We start from the raw sequence: 15,591 nt of genomic DNA, 5'->3' as shown, positions 1-15,591 counted from the left end.
TCCTCTTTTTGAAATAGTTGACAATTGCTGCGCCGCGATTGTTGCAGCGGTTGGTGCGTTCGGCGGCGGAGGGGCGGGTTTGGCCGGTTGGCGCACGGAAATTGACGCGTGCAAACGTTTGCTGTTGCAGGCTGCATCGCGTGCTGATGCAAAGAGCGCATCAACGCGCGGCGGCCGGGTGGGTTGCGCAAGCGAAGGCAGTCGCGTAGGGCGACGATGCGGCGCGCGCGACGCGCGGCCGCGCGGAAAAAAATACGTGGGGATTCAGTTGCCGCCTGAGCGATCGGCGGCGCGATCCGTCGGCGCGGCCGCGGCCGGGACGTTGCCGTTGCGGCGATGCGCATCGCCGCGCGCGGCCGCGAATTCCGCGCCGAGCAGCAGCACGGCCGCCGAGAAGTACAGCCACATCAGCAGGACCGCGAACGATCCGGCCGCGCCGAACGCACTGGCCGTGCCCGCGTGCGCGAGATACAGCGCGAACAGCTTCTTGCCGCCGGAGAACAGGATCGCGGACACGATCCCGCCGATCGTCGCGTCGTGCCATGCGACGCGCGCATCGGGCAGGAACTTCATCAGCGCGGCGAACGCGCCCGCGAGCACCGCGATGCCGACGAAGAACTGCAACAGGTTGGTGATCGCGACATACGGTGAATCGCCGAGCAGCCAGGTGCCGATGAACGTGATCGCGGTATCGAGCACGAGCGACACGATCAGCAGGAACGCGACGCCGAGCACGAGCCCGAACGAAATGAGCCGCACGCGCACGAGCCCGAGCATGCTCGACCAGCGGCTTTCCGTACTCGGCCAGATCACGGAAAGCGCGGTGTTCAGCGACGCGAACGTCGCCGACGCGCCGATCGCGAGCGCGGCGAACGAGATCAGCGTCGCGATGCCGCCGCGCTGGCCCGCGCGATGCGCGTTCTGCACGATCGTCTGGATGCTGGCCGCCGCATCGTCGCCGATCAGCTGGTGGGCCTGCTCGAACACCTGGCCGCGTGCGGCATCGTCGCCGTAGAACCAGCCGGCCACGGCGATCACCATCACGAGCGTCGGCGCGAGCGAGAACGCCGAGAAGAACGCGATGCTCGCGGCCATCGCCGAGCAGCGGTCGGAGGAGAAGCGCCTGAACGCGTTGAGTGCCCAGTTGGCCTGTTGTTGCGCGAGGCGGGTCGCCTCGGACGTGATCTGTCGTTTCATGACGGTTCGGTTGTGCGTTGAACGCAGGACATCGGTGGATCGGCAAATCGGTATTGATCCGACGAATCGATCATAGTTGCCTGAACTGTCTATAATTCCTTTCAGTTTCACCCCACCCCACAAAAACGCCGAGACCATCATGCTACAAATGTCCCGGCGCCAGTTCCTGAAGGTGACGGCCACGTCGCTTGCCGGATCGAGTCTTGCCCTGCTGGGCTTTTCTCCGACGGAAGCGCTCGCCGAGGTCCGACAGTACAAGCTGGCGCGCACAGTCGAAACGCGCAACACCTGTCCTTATTGTTCAGTGGGTTGCGGCATCCTGATGTACAGCCTCGGTGACGGCGCGAAGAATGCGCAGCCGAGCATCATCCATATCGAAGGCGATCCCGACCATCCCGTCAATCGCGGCACGCTGTGCCCGAAGGGTGCGAGCCTGATCGATTTCATCCACAGCCCGAACCGCCTGACGCACCCCGAGTATCGTGCGCCCGGCTCGGACAAGTGGGAACCCATCTCTTGGAACGACGCGCTCGACCGGATCGCGAAGCTGATGAAGGCCGACCGCGACGCGAACTTCGTCGAGACGGCGGAAGACGGCGCGAAGGTCAACCGCTGGCTGACCACCGGCATGCTGGCCGCATCGGCGGGCAGCAACGAAGTCGGTTATCTCACGCACAAGACTGTCCGCAGTCTGGGGATGCTCGCATTCGACAATCAGGCGCGTGTCTGACATGGCCCGACGGTGGCAGGTCTTGCCCCGACGTTTGGCCGTGGAGCGATGACGAACCATTGGGTCGACATCAAGAACGCGGACGTGATTCTCGTGATGGGCGGCAATGCAGCCGAGGCCCATCCGTGCGGTTTCAAGTGGGTGACGGAGGCGAAGGCGCACCGCAAGGCGCGGCTGATCGTCGTCGACCCGCGCTTCACGCGTACGGCCTCGGTGGCCGACTACTACGCGCCGATCCGCACCGGCACCGACATCGTCTTCCTGGGCGGTGTGATCAACTATCTGCTGACGAACGACAAGATCCAGCATGAGTACGTGAAGAACTACACGGACTTCTCGTTCATCGTGCGCGAGGATTTCGCGTTCAACGACGGCATCTATTCCGGCTACGACGCCGAGAAGCACGCGTATCCGGACAAATCGAGCTGGGACTACGAGCGGGGCGACGACGGCTTCGCGATGGTCGACCCGACGCTGCAGCATCCGCGCTGCGTCTACAACCTGCTGAAGCAGCACTACGCGCGCTATACGCCGGACATGGTCCAGCAGACCTGCGGCACGCCGAAGGAGAAATTCCTGAAGGTGTGCGAGATGCTCGCGACGACGGCCGTGCCCGGCCGCGCCGGCACGATCCTGTACGCGCTCGGCTGGACGCACCATTCGGTCGGCGCGCAGATGATCCGCACCGGCGCGATGGTGCAGCTGCTGCTCGGCAACATCGGCATCGCCGGCGGCGGGATGAACGCGCTGCGTGGCCACTCGAACATCCAGGGCTTGACCGACCTCGGGCTGATGTCGAACCTGCTGCCGGGCTACATGACGCTGCCGATGCAGGCCGAGCAGGATTTCGACGCCTACATCAAGAAGCGCGTGCAGCTGCCGCTGCGGCCGAACCAGCTGAGCTACTGGAAGAACTACAAGGCGTTCCACGTCAGCTTCATGAAGTCGTGGTGGGGCGACGCCGCGACCGCCGAGAACAACTGGGCCTACGACTACCTGCCGAAGCTCGACAAGCAGTACGACCTGCTGCAGGCGATCGAGCTGATGAATGCCGGCAAGATGAACGGCTACATCTGCCAGGGCTTCAACCCGCTCGCGGCGGCGCCGTCGAAGGTGAAGACGGCGGCCGGCCTCGCGAAGCTGAAGTGGCTCGTGATCATGGATCCGCTCGCGACCGAGACGTCCGAGTTCTGGAAGCATCACGGCGACTACAACGACGTCGATGCGTCGAAGATCCAGACCGAGGTGTTCCGGCTGCCGACCACGTGCTTCGCGGAGGAAAACGGCTCGCTCGTCAGTTCGAGCCGCGTGCTGCAATGGCACTGGAAGGGCGCGGAGCCGCCGGGCGACGCGAAGAGCGACCTCGAGATCATGGCGGGGCTGTTCCTGCGCATGCGCAAGATGTACCAGACGGACGGCGGCAAGTATCCGGACCCGATCGTGAACCTGACCTGGCCGTACGCGAACCCGGAAAGCCCGACGCCCGAAGAGCTCGCGATGGAGTTCAACGGCCGTGCGCTCGCCGACCTGCCCGACCCGAAGGATCCGGCCAAGACGCTCGTGAAGAAGGGCGAGCAGCTCGCCGCGTTCGCGCAGCTGAAGGACGACGGCACGACCGCGAGCGGCTGCTGGATCTTCTGCGGCGCCTGGACGCAGGCCGGCAACCAGATGGGGCGGCGCGACAACTCGGACCCGACCGGCATCGGCCAGACGCTGAACTGGGCGTGGGCCTGGCCGGCCAACCGGCGGATCCTGTACAACCGCGCATCGTGCGACGTCGCCGGCAAGCCGTTCGACCCGACCCGCAAGCTGATCGGCTGGAACGGCAGCGCGTGGAAGGGCCCCGACATTCCAGACTTCAAGGCGGACGAACCGCCCGAGAACGGGATGGGGCCGTTCATCATGAACCCGGAAGGCGTCGCGCGCTTCTTCGCCCGCGCGGGGATGAACGAAGGTCCGTTCCCCGAGCACTACGAGCCGTTCGAGACGCCGCTCGCGGCGAACCCGCTGCACCCTGACAACCCGCAGGCGCTGAACAACCCGGCTGCCCGCGTGTTCCCGGACGACCGCGCGTCGTTCGGCAAGGCATCGGAGTTCCCGCACGTCGCGACGACGTACCGGCTGACCGAGCATTTCCACTACTGGACCAAGCATGCGCGGCTGAACTCGATCATCCAGCCCGAGCAATTCGTCGAGATCGGCGAAGACCTCGCGAAGGAAGTCGGCGTCGCGCACGGCGATCGCGTGAAGGTGTCGTCCAAGCGCGGCTACATCGTCGCGGTCGCGCTCGTCACGAAGCGGATCAAGCCGCTGACGATCGAGGGCAAGAAGGTCCAGACGGTCGGCGTCCCGTTGCACTGGGGCTTCAAGGGTCTGACGAAGCCCGGCTATCTCGCCAATACCCTGACTCCGTCCGTAGGCGACGGCAACTCGTACACACCGGAATTCAAGTCGTTCCTGGTGAAGGTCGAAAAGGCGTAAGGGGGAAGAGATGGCATTGCAATCGCTGGATATCAAGCGCGTCTCGGCCACCACGACGCCGCCGCCCACGGCGCGCGAACCGGTGACCGGGAGCGTCGCGAAGCTGATCGACGTATCGAAGTGCATCGGCTGCAAGGCATGCCAGACGGCATGCATGGAGTGGAACGACCTGCGCGACGAAGTCGGCACCAACGTCGGCGTGTACGACAACCCGGCCGACCTGTCGGAGCACTCGTGGACGGTGATGCGGTTCGCCGAATACGAGAACCCGGCCGGCGACCTCGAGTGGCTGATCCGCAAGGACGGCTGCATGCACTGCGAGGATCCGGGCTGCCTGAAGGCGTGTCCGTCGCCGGGCGCGATCGTGCAGTACAACAACGGGATCGTCGATTTCCACGAGGAGAACTGCATCGGTTGCGGCTATTGCGTGACCGGCTGCCCGTTCAACGTGCCGCGGATCTCGAAGAAGGATCATCGCGCGTACAAGTGCACGCTCTGTTCCGACCGCGTCGCGGTCGGCCAGGAACCGGCCTGCGTGAAGACCTGCCCGACCGGCGCGATCGTGTTCGGCACCAAGGAGGACATGAAGCAGCACGCGGCCGAGCGGATCGAGGACCTGAAGGAGCGCGGCTTCGAGCATGCGGGGCTGTACGACCCGCAGGGCGTCGGCGGCACGCACGTGATGTACGTGCTGCACCACGCCGACAAACCGTCGCTGTACCACGGGCTGCCCGACAATCCGTCGATCAGCCCGATGGTGAAGCTGTGGAAGGGCATCGCGAAGCCGCTCGCGGTCGCCGGCCTCGCGCTGACCGCGCTGGCCGGGTTCTTCCACTACACCCGGGTCGGTCCGAACGAGGTCAGCGAGGAAGAGGAAGCCGCCGCCCGCGACGAGGCGCGACGCATCAAGGAGGACGCAAAATGAAGCACGACGACCCCAACCTGATCGTCCGCTACACGCCGAACGAGCGCACGAACCACTGGATCACCGCGATCACGTTCGTGCTGCTCGCGCTGTCCGGGCTCGCGCTGTTCCATCCGTCGATGTTCTGGCTCACCGCGCTGTTCGGCGGGGGCCAGTGGACGCGGATCCTGCATCCGTTCGTCGGTCTCGTGATGTTCGTGTCGTTCGCGATTCTCGTGGTGCGCTTCTGGCATCACAACACGCTCGACGCGGACGACCGCCAATGGCTGAAGCAGATCGGCGACGTGCTGACCAACCAGGAAGACAGGCTGCCGCCGGTCGGGCGCTATAACGCCGGACAGAAGCTGCTATTCTTCACGTTGGTGGCGTGCCTGCTGCTGCTCCTGCTGTCGGGGATCGTGATCTGGCGGCGCTACTTCTCGTTCTACTTCCCGATCGGGGTGATCCGCGCGGCCGCCGTCGTGCATGCCGTGGCGGCCTTCGTGCTGATCGCGAGCATCATCGTGCACATTTACGCGGCGTTGTGGGTGAAGGGCTCGATCGGGGCGATGGTGCGCGGCACCGTCACGCTGGGCTGGGCCCGCAAGCATCACCCGAAGTGGTTCCGTGAAAGCGTGAAATAACGCACTGGAGCGGGGCGGCTCGCCGATCGCGGCGGGCCGTTCCGTCAGCCGTCGGAACCGCCTGAAGCGCCGACTTGTCGGCGCTTGTTTATTTGGAAGACATTTTCGTGACACAACGCATTCTCGAACCGACCGAGATTTCGGCGCTCGATCATTCGGCCATTCCGCGCTTTCGCCTGCCGGAGCGCGGCACCGCGTTCGCCGCGCGTGCCGCCCGGCTGCGCAAGCTTGCCGACCTGAACCCGATCAGCGGCTACTTGCGGCTGATGGCGACCGTTGCCGACGCGCAGCACGCGACGCTGCAGGCGCTGAACCTGCCGCTGCCGTCGCCTGATGCGATTGCACGCGCGCAACAGCATTCGATGCCCCTCGTGCCGGCGCTCGACGGCGAGCGCAATCCGCAGTGGCGGGCCGTGCTGTACGAACTGCTCGACCGCGTCGAAAGCGCCGGGCTCGTCAATCCGTCGCTCGCGAAGCTGCTCGACCGGCTGCGCCTGATGGCGCCCGCCGAACTCGACGCGCAGGCCGACGCGATCCTCGCGTTGCGCTTCGCCGAAGTCGACCCGGCCACCGCGCCGTTCCTGATGGCCGCGCTGCAGGTCGTCTGGACCGATCTCGCGAGCCGCGTGGCACCGGCCGACGTCCCGTATCTCGACCAACCGGGGCTGTGCCCCGTGTGCGGCACGCATCCGGTCGCGAGCATCGTGCGCGTCGGCGGCCAGTACCAGGGCTACCGTTTCCTGCAGTGCGGCCTGTGCACGACCGAGTGGCACATGGTGCGCACGAAATGTTCGCACTGCGATTCGACCAAGGGCATCGCTTACCACGGGATCGAAGGTGGCAGCGAAGCCGTCAAGGCCGAGTCCTGTGACGAATGCAAGACCTATCGCAAGATCGGCTACCAGGAGAAGGACTACGAGTTCGAGCCGCTGGCGGACGATCTCGCGAGCCTCACGCTCGACCTGCTGATGAACGAAGCCGGCTACCAGCGCAGTTCGCCGAACCCGCTGCTGTGGCCGGACATGTCGCGCGAAGCGGAATGACGGTACGGAGCCGGGGCGCGCGCGAGCGCCTGCGCCGGCTGCCTGCCGCGCATGGAATTGGAGCCACCATTACGTGACCGAACCGGGTTTGAATGAACTGAATGCCGTCCTCGCACGCGTGCCGTCGGTGGAGCGCGTGCTGACGTCGGCGCCGCTGCAGCCGCTGCTCGCCGACTATGGCCGTACGCGCGTGCTGAACGCGGTGCGCGCCGAACTCGAACGCTGGCGCACCGCCGCGCAGCAGGATCCGCCGGCGGCCGGGCCGCTCGACGAGCCGCGCATCGCGGCGGCCGTCGCCCGCACGCTGGCCGAGCAGAGCGCGAGCACCGTGCGCGCGGTGTTCAACCTGACCGGCACCGTGCTGCACACGAATCTCGGGCGCGCGCTGTTGCCCGACGACGCGGTGCGCGCGGTGGTCGACGCGCTCACGCAGCCCGTCAACCTCGAATTCGACCTCGCCACCGGCCGCCGCGGCGACCGCGACGACCTGATCGACGATCTGCTGTGCGAACTGACCGGCGCGGAAGCCGCGACCGTCGTCAACAACAATGCCGCGGCCGTGTTGCTCGTGTTGTCGGCGCTTGCGCCGAAACGCGAAGTGATCGTGTCGCGCGGCGAACTGGTCGAGATCGGCGGCGCGTTCCGCATTCCCGACATCATGAGCCGTGCGGGTGCGAAGCTGCGCGAGGTCGGCACCACCAACCGCACTCATCTGCGCGACTACGCGGACGCGATCGGTCCGCGCACGGCGATCCTGATGAAGGTGCACTGCAGCAACTACGCGATCAGCGGCTTCACCAAGGAAGTGACGCTGGCCGAACTCGCGCCGCTCGCGCGCGAGCACAGCCTGCCGGTGGCGGTCGACCTCGGCAGCGGCACGCTCGCCGATCTGTCGCAATGGGGCCTGCCGCACGAGACGACCGTGCAGGAAACCGTCGCGGCCGGCGCGAACCTCGTCACGTTCAGCGGCGACAAGCTGCTCGGCGGCCCGCAGGCCGGGCTGATCGTCGGCGATCGCGCGCTCGTCGCGAAGATCAAGAAACATCCGCTCAAGCGCGCGCTGCGCGTCGGCAAGCTGACGCTCGCCGCGCTCGAACCCGTGCTGCGGCTGTACCAGGCACCGGAATTCCTGCGCGAGCGGCTCACGACGCTGCGTCTGCTGACGCGGCCGCAGCGCGAGATCGCCGAGGCCGCCGAGCGCGTGCGTCCGGCGTTGCAGGCCGCGCTCGGCGGCGGCTTCGACGTGCAGGTCGAGCCGATGTTCAGCCAGATCGGCAGCGGCGCGCTGCCGGTCGACCAGTTGCCGAGCGCCGGGCTCGTCGTGCGCACGCCGGACGGCAAGCGCGGCGGCCGTGCGCTCGCGCAGCTCGAGAAACGGTTGCGCGAATGGCCGCGCCCGGTGATCGGCCGCATCGCCGACAATGCGCTGCGGCTCGACCTGCGCTGCCTCGAAGCGGCGGACGAAGCGGCATTCGTCGCGCAATGCGTGCAGGCCGCGGGGCCGGCTGCATGATCGTCGGTACCGCGGGACACATCGATCACGGCAAGACGACGCTCGTGCGCGCGCTGACCGGCGTCGACACCGACCGCTTGAAGGAAGAGAAGGCGCGCGGCATCTCGATCGAACTCGGCTATGCGTACACGCCGCTCGAGAATGGCGACGTGCTCGGCCTGATCGACGTGCCGGGTCACGAGAAGCTGATTCATACGATGGCGGCCGGTGCGAGCGGGATCGACTTCGCGCTGCTCGTGATCGCCGCGGACGACGGCGTGATGCCGCAGACCCGCGAGCACCTCGCGATCCTGCAACTGCTCGGCGTCGCGCATGGTGCTGTCGCGCTGACGAAGTGCGATCGGGTCGACGCCGCGCGCCTGTCGGCGGTGCGCGACGAGATCGCTGCGTGGCTGCACGGCTCGACGCTCGATGGCGCGCCGATCTTCGAAACCTGCGCGACGCGCGACGACGATCCGGGCGTCGCCGCATTGAAGCGTCATCTCGCCGATGCGGCACTCGCATGGCGTGCGCGCCGCGACGACGGCCTGTTCCGGCTCGCGGTCGATCGCGTGTTCACGCTCGCCGGGCAGGGGACCATCGTGACGGGCACCGCGTTCGCGGGCCGCGTGGCGACGGGCGACACGCTCGCGGTCGTGCGCACCGGCGGTGCGGCGCGCGTGCGCAGCATCCATGCGCAGAACCGGCCGGTCGACGCGGGCCGCGCGGGCGAGCGCTGCGCGCTGAACCTGGCCGGCGTCGACCGTGCGGACGTCGAGCGTGGCGATACCGTCGCGGATGCGCGGCTCGTCGCGACGTCGCCGCGTCTCGACGTCGAACTGACGCTCCTGGCCGATGCGGGGCTCACGCTGACGCACTGGGCGCCGCTGCACGTGCATCTCGGCACGCTGCATCGCGTCGCGCACGTCGCGCTGCTCGACGGCGATACGCTCGCGGCGGGCCAGATGATGCGCGTGCAACTGGTGTTCGACGAACCCGTGTTCGCGCTGCCGGGCGATCGCTTCATCGTCCGCAATCCGCAGGCGACGCGCACCGTCGGCGGCGGTCGCGTGCTCGATCCGTTCGGTCCTGCACGCAAGCGTCGCACGCCCGCGCGCCGTGCGTGGCTCGACGCACTGGCCGCTTGGCTCGACGAAGGGCGGCTCGATGCGCTGCTCGCGCAGGCGCCGCTCGGGGTCGCGCGCGCGATGCTCACGCACCTGACGGGCTTCGCGCCCGACGTGCTGGCGTTGCCGGACGACGCACTGGCGATCGGCCAGCGCGAGCGCGCGTCGAACGACGGCACGGTGATCGCGCGAGTGCATTGGGACGCGCTGCAGGCGCGGGCGATCGATACGCTGCGTGCGTATCACGAACGCGTGCCGGACGAGCAGGGGCTCGATGCGGCGCGCCTGCGGCGGATGGCGGCGCCGCTCGTCGGCGATGCGCTGTGGCGTGCGTTGGTCGATGCGCTGGTGGACGGCGGGGAAGTGGCGCGAAGCGGGCCGTGGCTGCATCTGCCGTCGCATTCGGTGAGTTTCGATGCGCGCGAGGAAGCGCTGGCGCAGCAATTGCTGCCGCTGATTCATGCGGGGCGCTTCGATCCGCCGTGGGTCCGCGATCTGGCGCGCGACACGGGCGCGCAGGAGGAGGCCGTGCGCACGCTGCTGCGCAAGCTCGCGCGGCGCGGCGACGTGCATCAGGTCGTGCGCGACCTGTTCTATCACGCGGATGTCGTGCGAGAGCTGGCCGGGCTGGTCGCGCATCTCGCGCCGACGCGCGGCGGCGGGCTCGACGCGGCGACGTTTCGCGATGCGACGGGGCTCGGCCGCAAGCGCGCGATCCAGATTCTCGAGTTCTTCGATCGGGTTGGGTATACTCGCTTCCACCGCGATCTTCACTTCCTGCGGCCTGACAGCGGTTGGGTGGGTGTACAGGCGTAGGCGCTCGTCGTTCTTTGGTTTTTCCCCACGGAAGGCATTCGTATCCGGTGGTACGGCTGGACTTCAAATCCAGTTGGGGGTGTCAGTCACTCCCGGGTCGGTTCGACTCCGGCTGCCTTCCGCCATGCCGGGCTTCCGCGGCGTTCCGTGATCTTCCCCTGAAAGTGCGCAAGCCGATGATTTTGCTGGGTTTTGTGGGTAACGGCATGCTTGCGACGTCCGGCCGCGTCCCCCACAATTTCCTCACGAAACATGGGTAGCGACATGGGTTTTGTGGGTAGGAAAGGAGGGCGGCATGGCAGGACGACAATTGCATCGGCTTAGCGCGCTGCGTGTCGCGAAGGCGGTGGATCCGGGACATTATGCCGACGGCGGTGGCCTCTTCATGCAGATTGCCGGCAGTGGCGCGCGCTCGTGGGTGTTTCGCTTCACGCTCGACAGGCGAGTACGCGAAATGGGCCTCGGACCGCTTTCGCGAGTCTCGCTTGGTGAAGCGCGAAAGCTGGCCACTCAGTACCGCGAGATGGTTCGGGACCAGATTGATCCCATCCTCGCGCGGCGCGAAGAGCAGCGTCGGCGATTGCTCGATATCTCCATCGATGCCAACGTGACGTTCCGTGAGGCAGCTGAAGCGTTCATTCGAGCGCACGAACCGGAGTGGCGAAACCGGAAGCACAGTCAGCAATGGGGCAATACGCTCAAGACCTACGCCTATCCCACCATTGGCGATGTGCGTGTGCGCGACATCGACACAGCGATGATTGTCCGCATTCTGCAGCCGATTTGGACCAAAAAGGCAGAGACGGCGCGCCGTGTACGGGGGCGCATCAAGGCGATCCTGGACGCGGAGACCGTGATGGGGCACCGAACCGGCAGTAACCCGGCGCGATACGTTGACCATCTGCAATTAGTATTGCCGCGCTCGAAGAAGCGCTCGCAGGTCCGGCATCATGCTGCGTTGCCTTGGGAGGACATCCCGACATTCATCCGGGAATTGGAGCAACGCCCGCGACGGGCGGCAAGAGTGTTGCACTTGCTTGTCCTGACGGCGACTCGCACGAACGAGGCGCGATTTGCGCGGGTTGAGGAGTTTGATCTCGACAACCGTGTCTGGAGTATCTCGGGAGATCGCACGAAGAGCGGTCGGCCGCTGCGCGTGCCACTTTGCAAGCGGGCCGTCGAAATTGTACGCAATGCGCTGCCGAAGGCGAAGTATGGATATTTGTTTCCCGGTTGCACGGAAGGGCGCCCACTGTCGAACATGGCAATGCTGTCCCTGCTGAAGCGCATGTCGTACTCCGGCATCACCGTGCACGGTTTCCGGTCGACATTTCGTGACTGGGTCGCCGAATACACCGACTATCCGGATTCTTTGGCAGAGGAAGCCTTGGCGCACATCATTACTTCGCAGACGATAGCGGCTTATCGGCGTCGCGATCAGCTCGAAAGACGGCGGCTCATGATGGAAGACTGGGGCGCGTATTGTTCAAGCGGACGCATGTTTGAAGAGTCAATGGCGCCGGTCATGCCGCAAACGTTCGCTGCCTAAATCGACGTTGCTTCTGTTTTAAAACGTTGCTCCGGGCCGGGGCGGTTTGCACGTGCCCGATATCGCGAGTGCGAGGCTGTGTCGTCGGTATATTGCTTGATCCTAATGCAATGCAGGCCGAATTCATCGACATCTGGCCGTATCGATGCTATGTGTGGAATAGACTCGCCGCCGAAACGAACAACACGGATTCCGTAGGGCCGCGGGGTGTCTTCAACGTCGGGGCAGCTAAGGCGGATCGGAATCGCTTAGGCCGGCGCGGCTTGATACAGATTCACTGGGCCAGCAGCGTGAAGCTGCTGGCCCAGTGAATCTGTCTGGCGGCCGATCGCTACGCTGCGGTGATCATTCGGCGATCAAGAAGCGATCACGTTTCTTACCCTTGATCCATGACGGTTCGCGGCCACGCCCGCTCCACGTCTTGCCCGTTTTCGGATCCTGATACTTCGGCGTCGCGGGTTGGCTGCCATTCGCGCTACGTGTGCGCTTACGGCCGAAGACCTGTTCCGGCGTGAGACCGTACTCTTGAATACGGGCGCGAACTTCTTCGAGCACGGTCTCTAGTTCGGCCTGCCTAGCTTCTTCCGCTTGCACGAGCAGTGCATCAGCCTTGGCTTTCAACTCTTGATAGGTGGCCATTCTTCACTCCACGTGGTTAAAAGAAACAGTATTGAAATGGTCGCTTCGAAGAGTCCAATTCGGCGCGACGTATCGGGTCTGCGACATGTCATTGTCGGCAGCGCAATGGGAATGATTGCGCGATTTTCTCATCGTTTGGACCAGGAGTCGACCATTTATCGCTTCCGAGGCCGCCGACCTGGGAACAATCGAAGCCGTACATTGGACTATTGCGGTTGGGTACGCGAATTGCCGACGATCATAAGTGGCTTGTTGGGCGGTCGCCCATGGTACGACGACGGGCGCTTGCCGCTCTGATCTGCGAGCGGCGCATTGGGCCGTCTCCATTGGATTGCGTTGGGCGGACAATGAGGAGGCCTATTTTGAGATCGCCGGCTCTGCCCAAGCGGAAAACTTCAGACATGCCGCGTTATTTTTTCCGTACGCGCGTGATCTCGTGCAACTGACAGACCAATTCCGCGCCGATGTTGTGGTGGAGTGTTTCGTTTTTCCATATTGTTCAACTTCGCAGGCGCGCTGATCAGTGCCCCCCAATCTTCACAGTTGACACTGTTGCGAGAAGGAACGAAAAAAGACTCACCGATTTGCGCCGGCGCGATGCGTCCAGTCAGTTCGGTGTATCAGCGATCCGATTTCTCGCGGTGTGTGGAGTACATATCGCCACGTTCGAGGCGAGGCCTGCTATGGAGCAACGCGATAATGTTTGGCGATCCAGCGATACAAACGCATGCTTGGCACCGGCCTGCGAATGCGAGGCTTTGCAGATTCGCTTGCGACTCGCCGAAGCACGGATTCGTCGTCTCACAAGATGCGTTCAACTGAAAGACGAGAAGTTGTGCGAGCTTGGGAAGGTCCTGACGAACTCGGCGACCGCGCACTATTGCGTTGAAGAGCGATTGCAGCGTGAGCTCGATGCGCTGCGGATTGATCTGCCGGCCGACGTGCCGAGCGAGCACTACGGTCCTGTTGATGGCGATTCAATGGGAGGCGGTGTAGTCGTTCGGCTGCCTTACCTGACCGCGATCCTCTCAGTGTTGTTCGACGCGATGCACGTGTTCTGGGCGGACTGCGATGACGGCCGCCTGCCAAAATCTTCGACTGTCGCTCATGCCATTGATGAACGTCTCGGACTGCGCGCACAGGCAAGCGGCGAAGGTTCGCGTACCGGTCAGGCCTACGCATCCGCCATCCGGCCAGATTGGGTAAAGGATGCGGATAATCGGCATCACAGCCGGCGATCCGCATCTTAGTCGTGGCCTTGGCTGCCGAGTGCCAATCTCGGCGGAGCGCGACGGCCCCTGCCGGGAAGAACGGCTATCGCATGTCTGTTGAGCAACGACTAGCGCATGGCCGCCTCCCCGGCGAGCCCGGAACATTCGGTGTGAGCGACTGATGCCATGTGATTGATGATCGGAGGTTGTCGAGGTTGGCTCCAAGGCTGGCGAACGTGGCGGGGGTGAGATCAATCGCACAGGTCAGGAACGGAGCGGTAGCTGTGTCCTGGTGCGGTCCAAAATATTGCAGATCAAGGCCAAAGCGGCGGTACAGTCGTGCAATGGCGTGGGTGACGACACCGATGATGCGATTCGCGCCGAGTGATGCAGCGACGGCCATGACATAGGGAAAGAGTTGCATGTCCGAGCCGGAGAACCGTGATAGCTCCCATATGGTGGGTGAGGAGGGAAGGTCGAGGTTCGACGATCGAGGAAGCAGTTCTCGGAGCAGGTACGGAGAGGTAGTTGGCATTAGGCGTGCGCAACCACATATCTGTCGTTCGGATGTGAGTGCAACAATCTGAACGGTGTTTTCGCCATCGAAGTGATCCCACTCGATGGTTTCATTTTCCTTAATGTCGGGCAATGGCCAGCCGAGGCGGCGGACGAAAACGTCATATCGGAACGTGCCAAGTCTTTCACGAAGCTCAAGTGGCAAGTCGATCAATCTGCCGGCGATAATGAGTGGCATTTGTGTTCCCCATCGTTTAGTGATGGGCGCTACCGTATCAAGTCGAAACAAAAGCTGGAACTAGTTAGGTAGGGGGGGAGGCAAAAATGAATATTGGCCGCGTATTATCAGTGCAAGATTGAAGATCTCCAGCTTGTCCAGAATTATTCAATATATGGGATTTGAGAGATCTGTGGGCATGGTTAAGTCATACCGGTAGCATGCCTGCTCATTCTTCGGGAAATTCTTTGTCTGAAATAACGGGATAATCAAGCAGGCCGTAATGGGCGGCAATGACGGCAGCTGCTATTCTGCTATTTACGTTCAGGACCTTCATTGCTTCAGCGATATGGTATTCGACTGTATGGCGGGATACTCCGAGGATCAGGGAGATGTCCGGCGATGTTTTTCCTTGTGCGACCCATGTAAGGCACTCACGCTGACGTGGAGATAGCTCAACGAGTACCTTCGGGTGGGGAGGGGCGAACCGATCCAGCTCCAAATGAAATAGAGTGCTGATTACGCTCGCGAGCTGCCGGCTCGTCTCTGCATTGATACGGGATGACCGGCCTGATAGATTGATGAGCAAAACACTGCCGCCAACCTCACGAATTGGAATGCTAAGCCCATTTTTGAGTCCGGCGTCGCATGCTTCCACGAGCACATGTCGCTCAGCGTGGTTCAAGTCGGTAATATCACCCCAGTGATAAGGTCCCGAAGAAGTAAAAGCCGCTCGATGTACGGGATCGACAAGGCCGTAGTCGTGCTGTAGATAGTGCTGCACCCAGTTATTGGGATAATGCGAGCAAATTGCCTCCATAGACATGCTGGGTCGAGAGCGAATGCAAGTCAGGGAGATCCGGGTGACGGCGTAACATGGAAAACCCAATGGAAGCACCGCATTGCCAAGTAAGTCAGAAAGCGAGGAAATATCCTTTGCATCGGTAAAGAGGGACAGAATGGACGCCATTCGAGTGGCTAATGTGACATTCCACGGTGGTGGCTTGGATGCTTTTTTGTGTGTG

Annotated in this window: 12 protein-coding genes and 1 tRNA gene; 9 read left to right on the top strand and 4 right to left on the bottom strand. The window is 63.8% G+C overall.

The features are described from left to right. Window positions 1-264 precede the first annotated feature (264 nt). A complete protein-coding gene (locus tag DIE17_RS21675) occupies window positions 265-1,197 on the bottom strand; it encodes a YihY/virulence factor BrkB family protein (protein WP_124486372.1) in 933 nt (310 codons plus the stop codon). Between the two features lie 139 nt (window positions 1,198-1,336). Between DIE17_RS21675 and fdnG the strand changes: the two genes are divergently transcribed. The 8 genes from fdnG to DIE17_RS21630 all read left to right on the top strand — a co-directional run bounded on the left by fdnG (window position 1,337) and on the right by DIE17_RS21630 (window position 11,983). Beyond that, window positions 1,337-4,408: a formate dehydrogenase-N subunit alpha gene (gene fdnG, locus DIE17_RS21665; protein ID WP_148095667.1), complete on the top strand. Its 3,072-nt coding sequence runs from the start codon at window positions 1,337-1,339 to the stop codon at window positions 4,406-4,408. A gap of 10 nt (window positions 4,409-4,418) precedes the next feature. Beyond that, a complete protein-coding gene (gene fdxH / locus DIE17_RS21660) occupies window positions 4,419-5,333 on the top strand; it encodes a formate dehydrogenase subunit beta (protein WP_124521371.1) in 915 nt (304 codons plus the stop codon). Next, complete coding sequence (locus tag DIE17_RS21655) at window positions 5,330-5,956, top strand: formate dehydrogenase subunit gamma (RefSeq protein ID WP_124486369.1); 627 nt, start codon at window positions 5,330-5,332, stop codon at window positions 5,954-5,956. Before fdxH ends, DIE17_RS21655 begins: the two co-directional genes overlap by 4 nt. A gap of 107 nt (window positions 5,957-6,063) precedes the next feature. Then, on the top strand, window positions 6,064-6,999 hold the full coding sequence (fdhE, locus tag DIE17_RS21650; protein ID WP_185735394.1) for a formate dehydrogenase accessory protein FdhE: 936 nt from the start codon (window positions 6,064-6,066) through the stop codon (window positions 6,997-6,999). Between the two features lie 73 nt (window positions 7,000-7,072). Then, window positions 7,073-8,512 carry an L-seryl-tRNA(Sec) selenium transferase gene (gene selA / locus DIE17_RS21645; RefSeq protein ID WP_124921281.1) on the top strand — a complete coding sequence of 480 codons (1,440 nt, stop codon included), beginning with the start codon at window positions 7,073-7,075 and terminating at the stop codon, window positions 8,510-8,512. Then, window positions 8,509-10,434 carry a selenocysteine-specific translation elongation factor gene (selB, locus tag DIE17_RS21640; protein WP_124921280.1) on the top strand — a complete coding sequence of 642 codons (1,926 nt, stop codon included), beginning with the start codon at window positions 8,509-8,511 and terminating at the stop codon, window positions 10,432-10,434. Before selA ends, selB begins: the two co-directional genes overlap by 4 nt. A 29-nt stretch (window positions 10,435-10,463) precedes the next feature. Continuing rightward, window positions 10,464-10,559 (top strand) — tRNA-Sec (locus DIE17_RS21635). A gap of 170 nt (window positions 10,560-10,729) precedes the next feature. Next, window positions 10,730-11,983 carry a site-specific integrase gene (locus tag DIE17_RS21630; protein ID WP_124486365.1) on the top strand — a complete coding sequence of 418 codons (1,254 nt, stop codon included), beginning with the start codon at window positions 10,730-10,732 and terminating at the stop codon, window positions 11,981-11,983. Window positions 11,984-12,328: 345 nt separating this feature from the next. Here the strand turns inward: DIE17_RS21630 and DIE17_RS21625 are convergent, their stop codons facing one another. Next, window positions 12,329-12,622, bottom strand: coding sequence for an H-NS family nucleoid-associated regulatory protein (locus tag DIE17_RS21625; RefSeq protein WP_059620058.1), 294 nt, complete (start codon window positions 12,620-12,622; stop codon window positions 12,329-12,331). A 683-nt stretch (window positions 12,623-13,305) separates the two neighbouring features. Between DIE17_RS21625 and DIE17_RS21620 the strand changes: the two genes are divergently transcribed. Next, complete coding sequence (locus tag DIE17_RS21620; protein ID WP_174937184.1) at window positions 13,306-13,872, top strand: hypothetical protein; 567 nt, start codon at window positions 13,306-13,308, stop codon at window positions 13,870-13,872. Between the two features lie 64 nt (window positions 13,873-13,936). On the opposite strand, the gene DIE17_RS21615 is transcribed toward DIE17_RS21620, so the two are convergent. Together DIE17_RS21615 and DIE17_RS21610 are read right to left on the bottom strand one after the other, a co-directional pair. Further along, window positions 13,937-14,587, bottom strand: coding sequence for an acyl-homoserine-lactone synthase (locus tag DIE17_RS21615; RefSeq protein WP_174937186.1), 651 nt, complete (start codon window positions 14,585-14,587; stop codon window positions 13,937-13,939). Between the two features lie 208 nt (window positions 14,588-14,795). Then, a complete protein-coding gene (locus tag DIE17_RS21610) occupies window positions 14,796-15,536 on the bottom strand; it encodes a LuxR family transcriptional regulator (RefSeq protein ID WP_260430300.1) in 741 nt (246 codons plus the stop codon). Window positions 15,537-15,591 lie beyond the last annotated feature (55 nt).

Origin of the sequence: Burkholderia sp. Bp9099, assembly GCF_003857805.1 — a bacterium.
Lineage (GTDB): Bacteria > Pseudomonadota > Gammaproteobacteria > Burkholderiales > Burkholderiaceae > Burkholderia.
This window is presented reverse-complemented; position numbering and strand designations above follow the sequence as displayed.

What these genes read in the sequence shown, in the direction of transcription:
- DIE17_RS21630 (WP_124486365.1), top strand. Translation starts at nt 10,730, where the DNA reads ATGGCAGGACGACAATTGCATCGGCTTAGCGCGCTGCGTGTCGCGAAG.
- DIE17_RS21655 (WP_124486369.1), top strand. Translation starts at nt 5,330, where the DNA reads ATGAAGCACGACGACCCCAACCTGATCGTCCGCTACACGCCGAACGAG.
- selB (WP_124921280.1), top strand. Translation starts at nt 8,509, where the DNA reads ATGATCGTCGGTACCGCGGGACACATCGATCACGGCAAGACGACGCTC.
- DIE17_RS21610 (WP_260430300.1), bottom strand. Translation starts at nt 15,536, where the DNA reads ATGGCGTCCATTCTGTCCCTCTTTACCGATGCAAAGGATATTTCCTCG.
- DIE17_RS21620 (WP_174937184.1), top strand. Translation starts at nt 13,306, where the DNA reads ATGGAGCAACGCGATAATGTTTGGCGATCCAGCGATACAAACGCATGC.
- DIE17_RS21625 (WP_059620058.1), bottom strand. Translation starts at nt 12,622, where the DNA reads ATGGCCACCTATCAAGAGTTGAAAGCCAAGGCTGATGCACTGCTCGTG.
- DIE17_RS21615 (WP_174937186.1), bottom strand. Translation starts at nt 14,587, where the DNA reads ATGCCACTCATTATCGCCGGCAGATTGATCGACTTGCCACTTGAGCTT.
- DIE17_RS21675 (WP_124486372.1), bottom strand. Translation starts at nt 1,197, where the DNA reads ATGAAACGACAGATCACGTCCGAGGCGACCCGCCTCGCGCAACAACAG.
- fdxH (WP_124521371.1), top strand. Translation starts at nt 4,419, where the DNA reads ATGGCATTGCAATCGCTGGATATCAAGCGCGTCTCGGCCACCACGACG.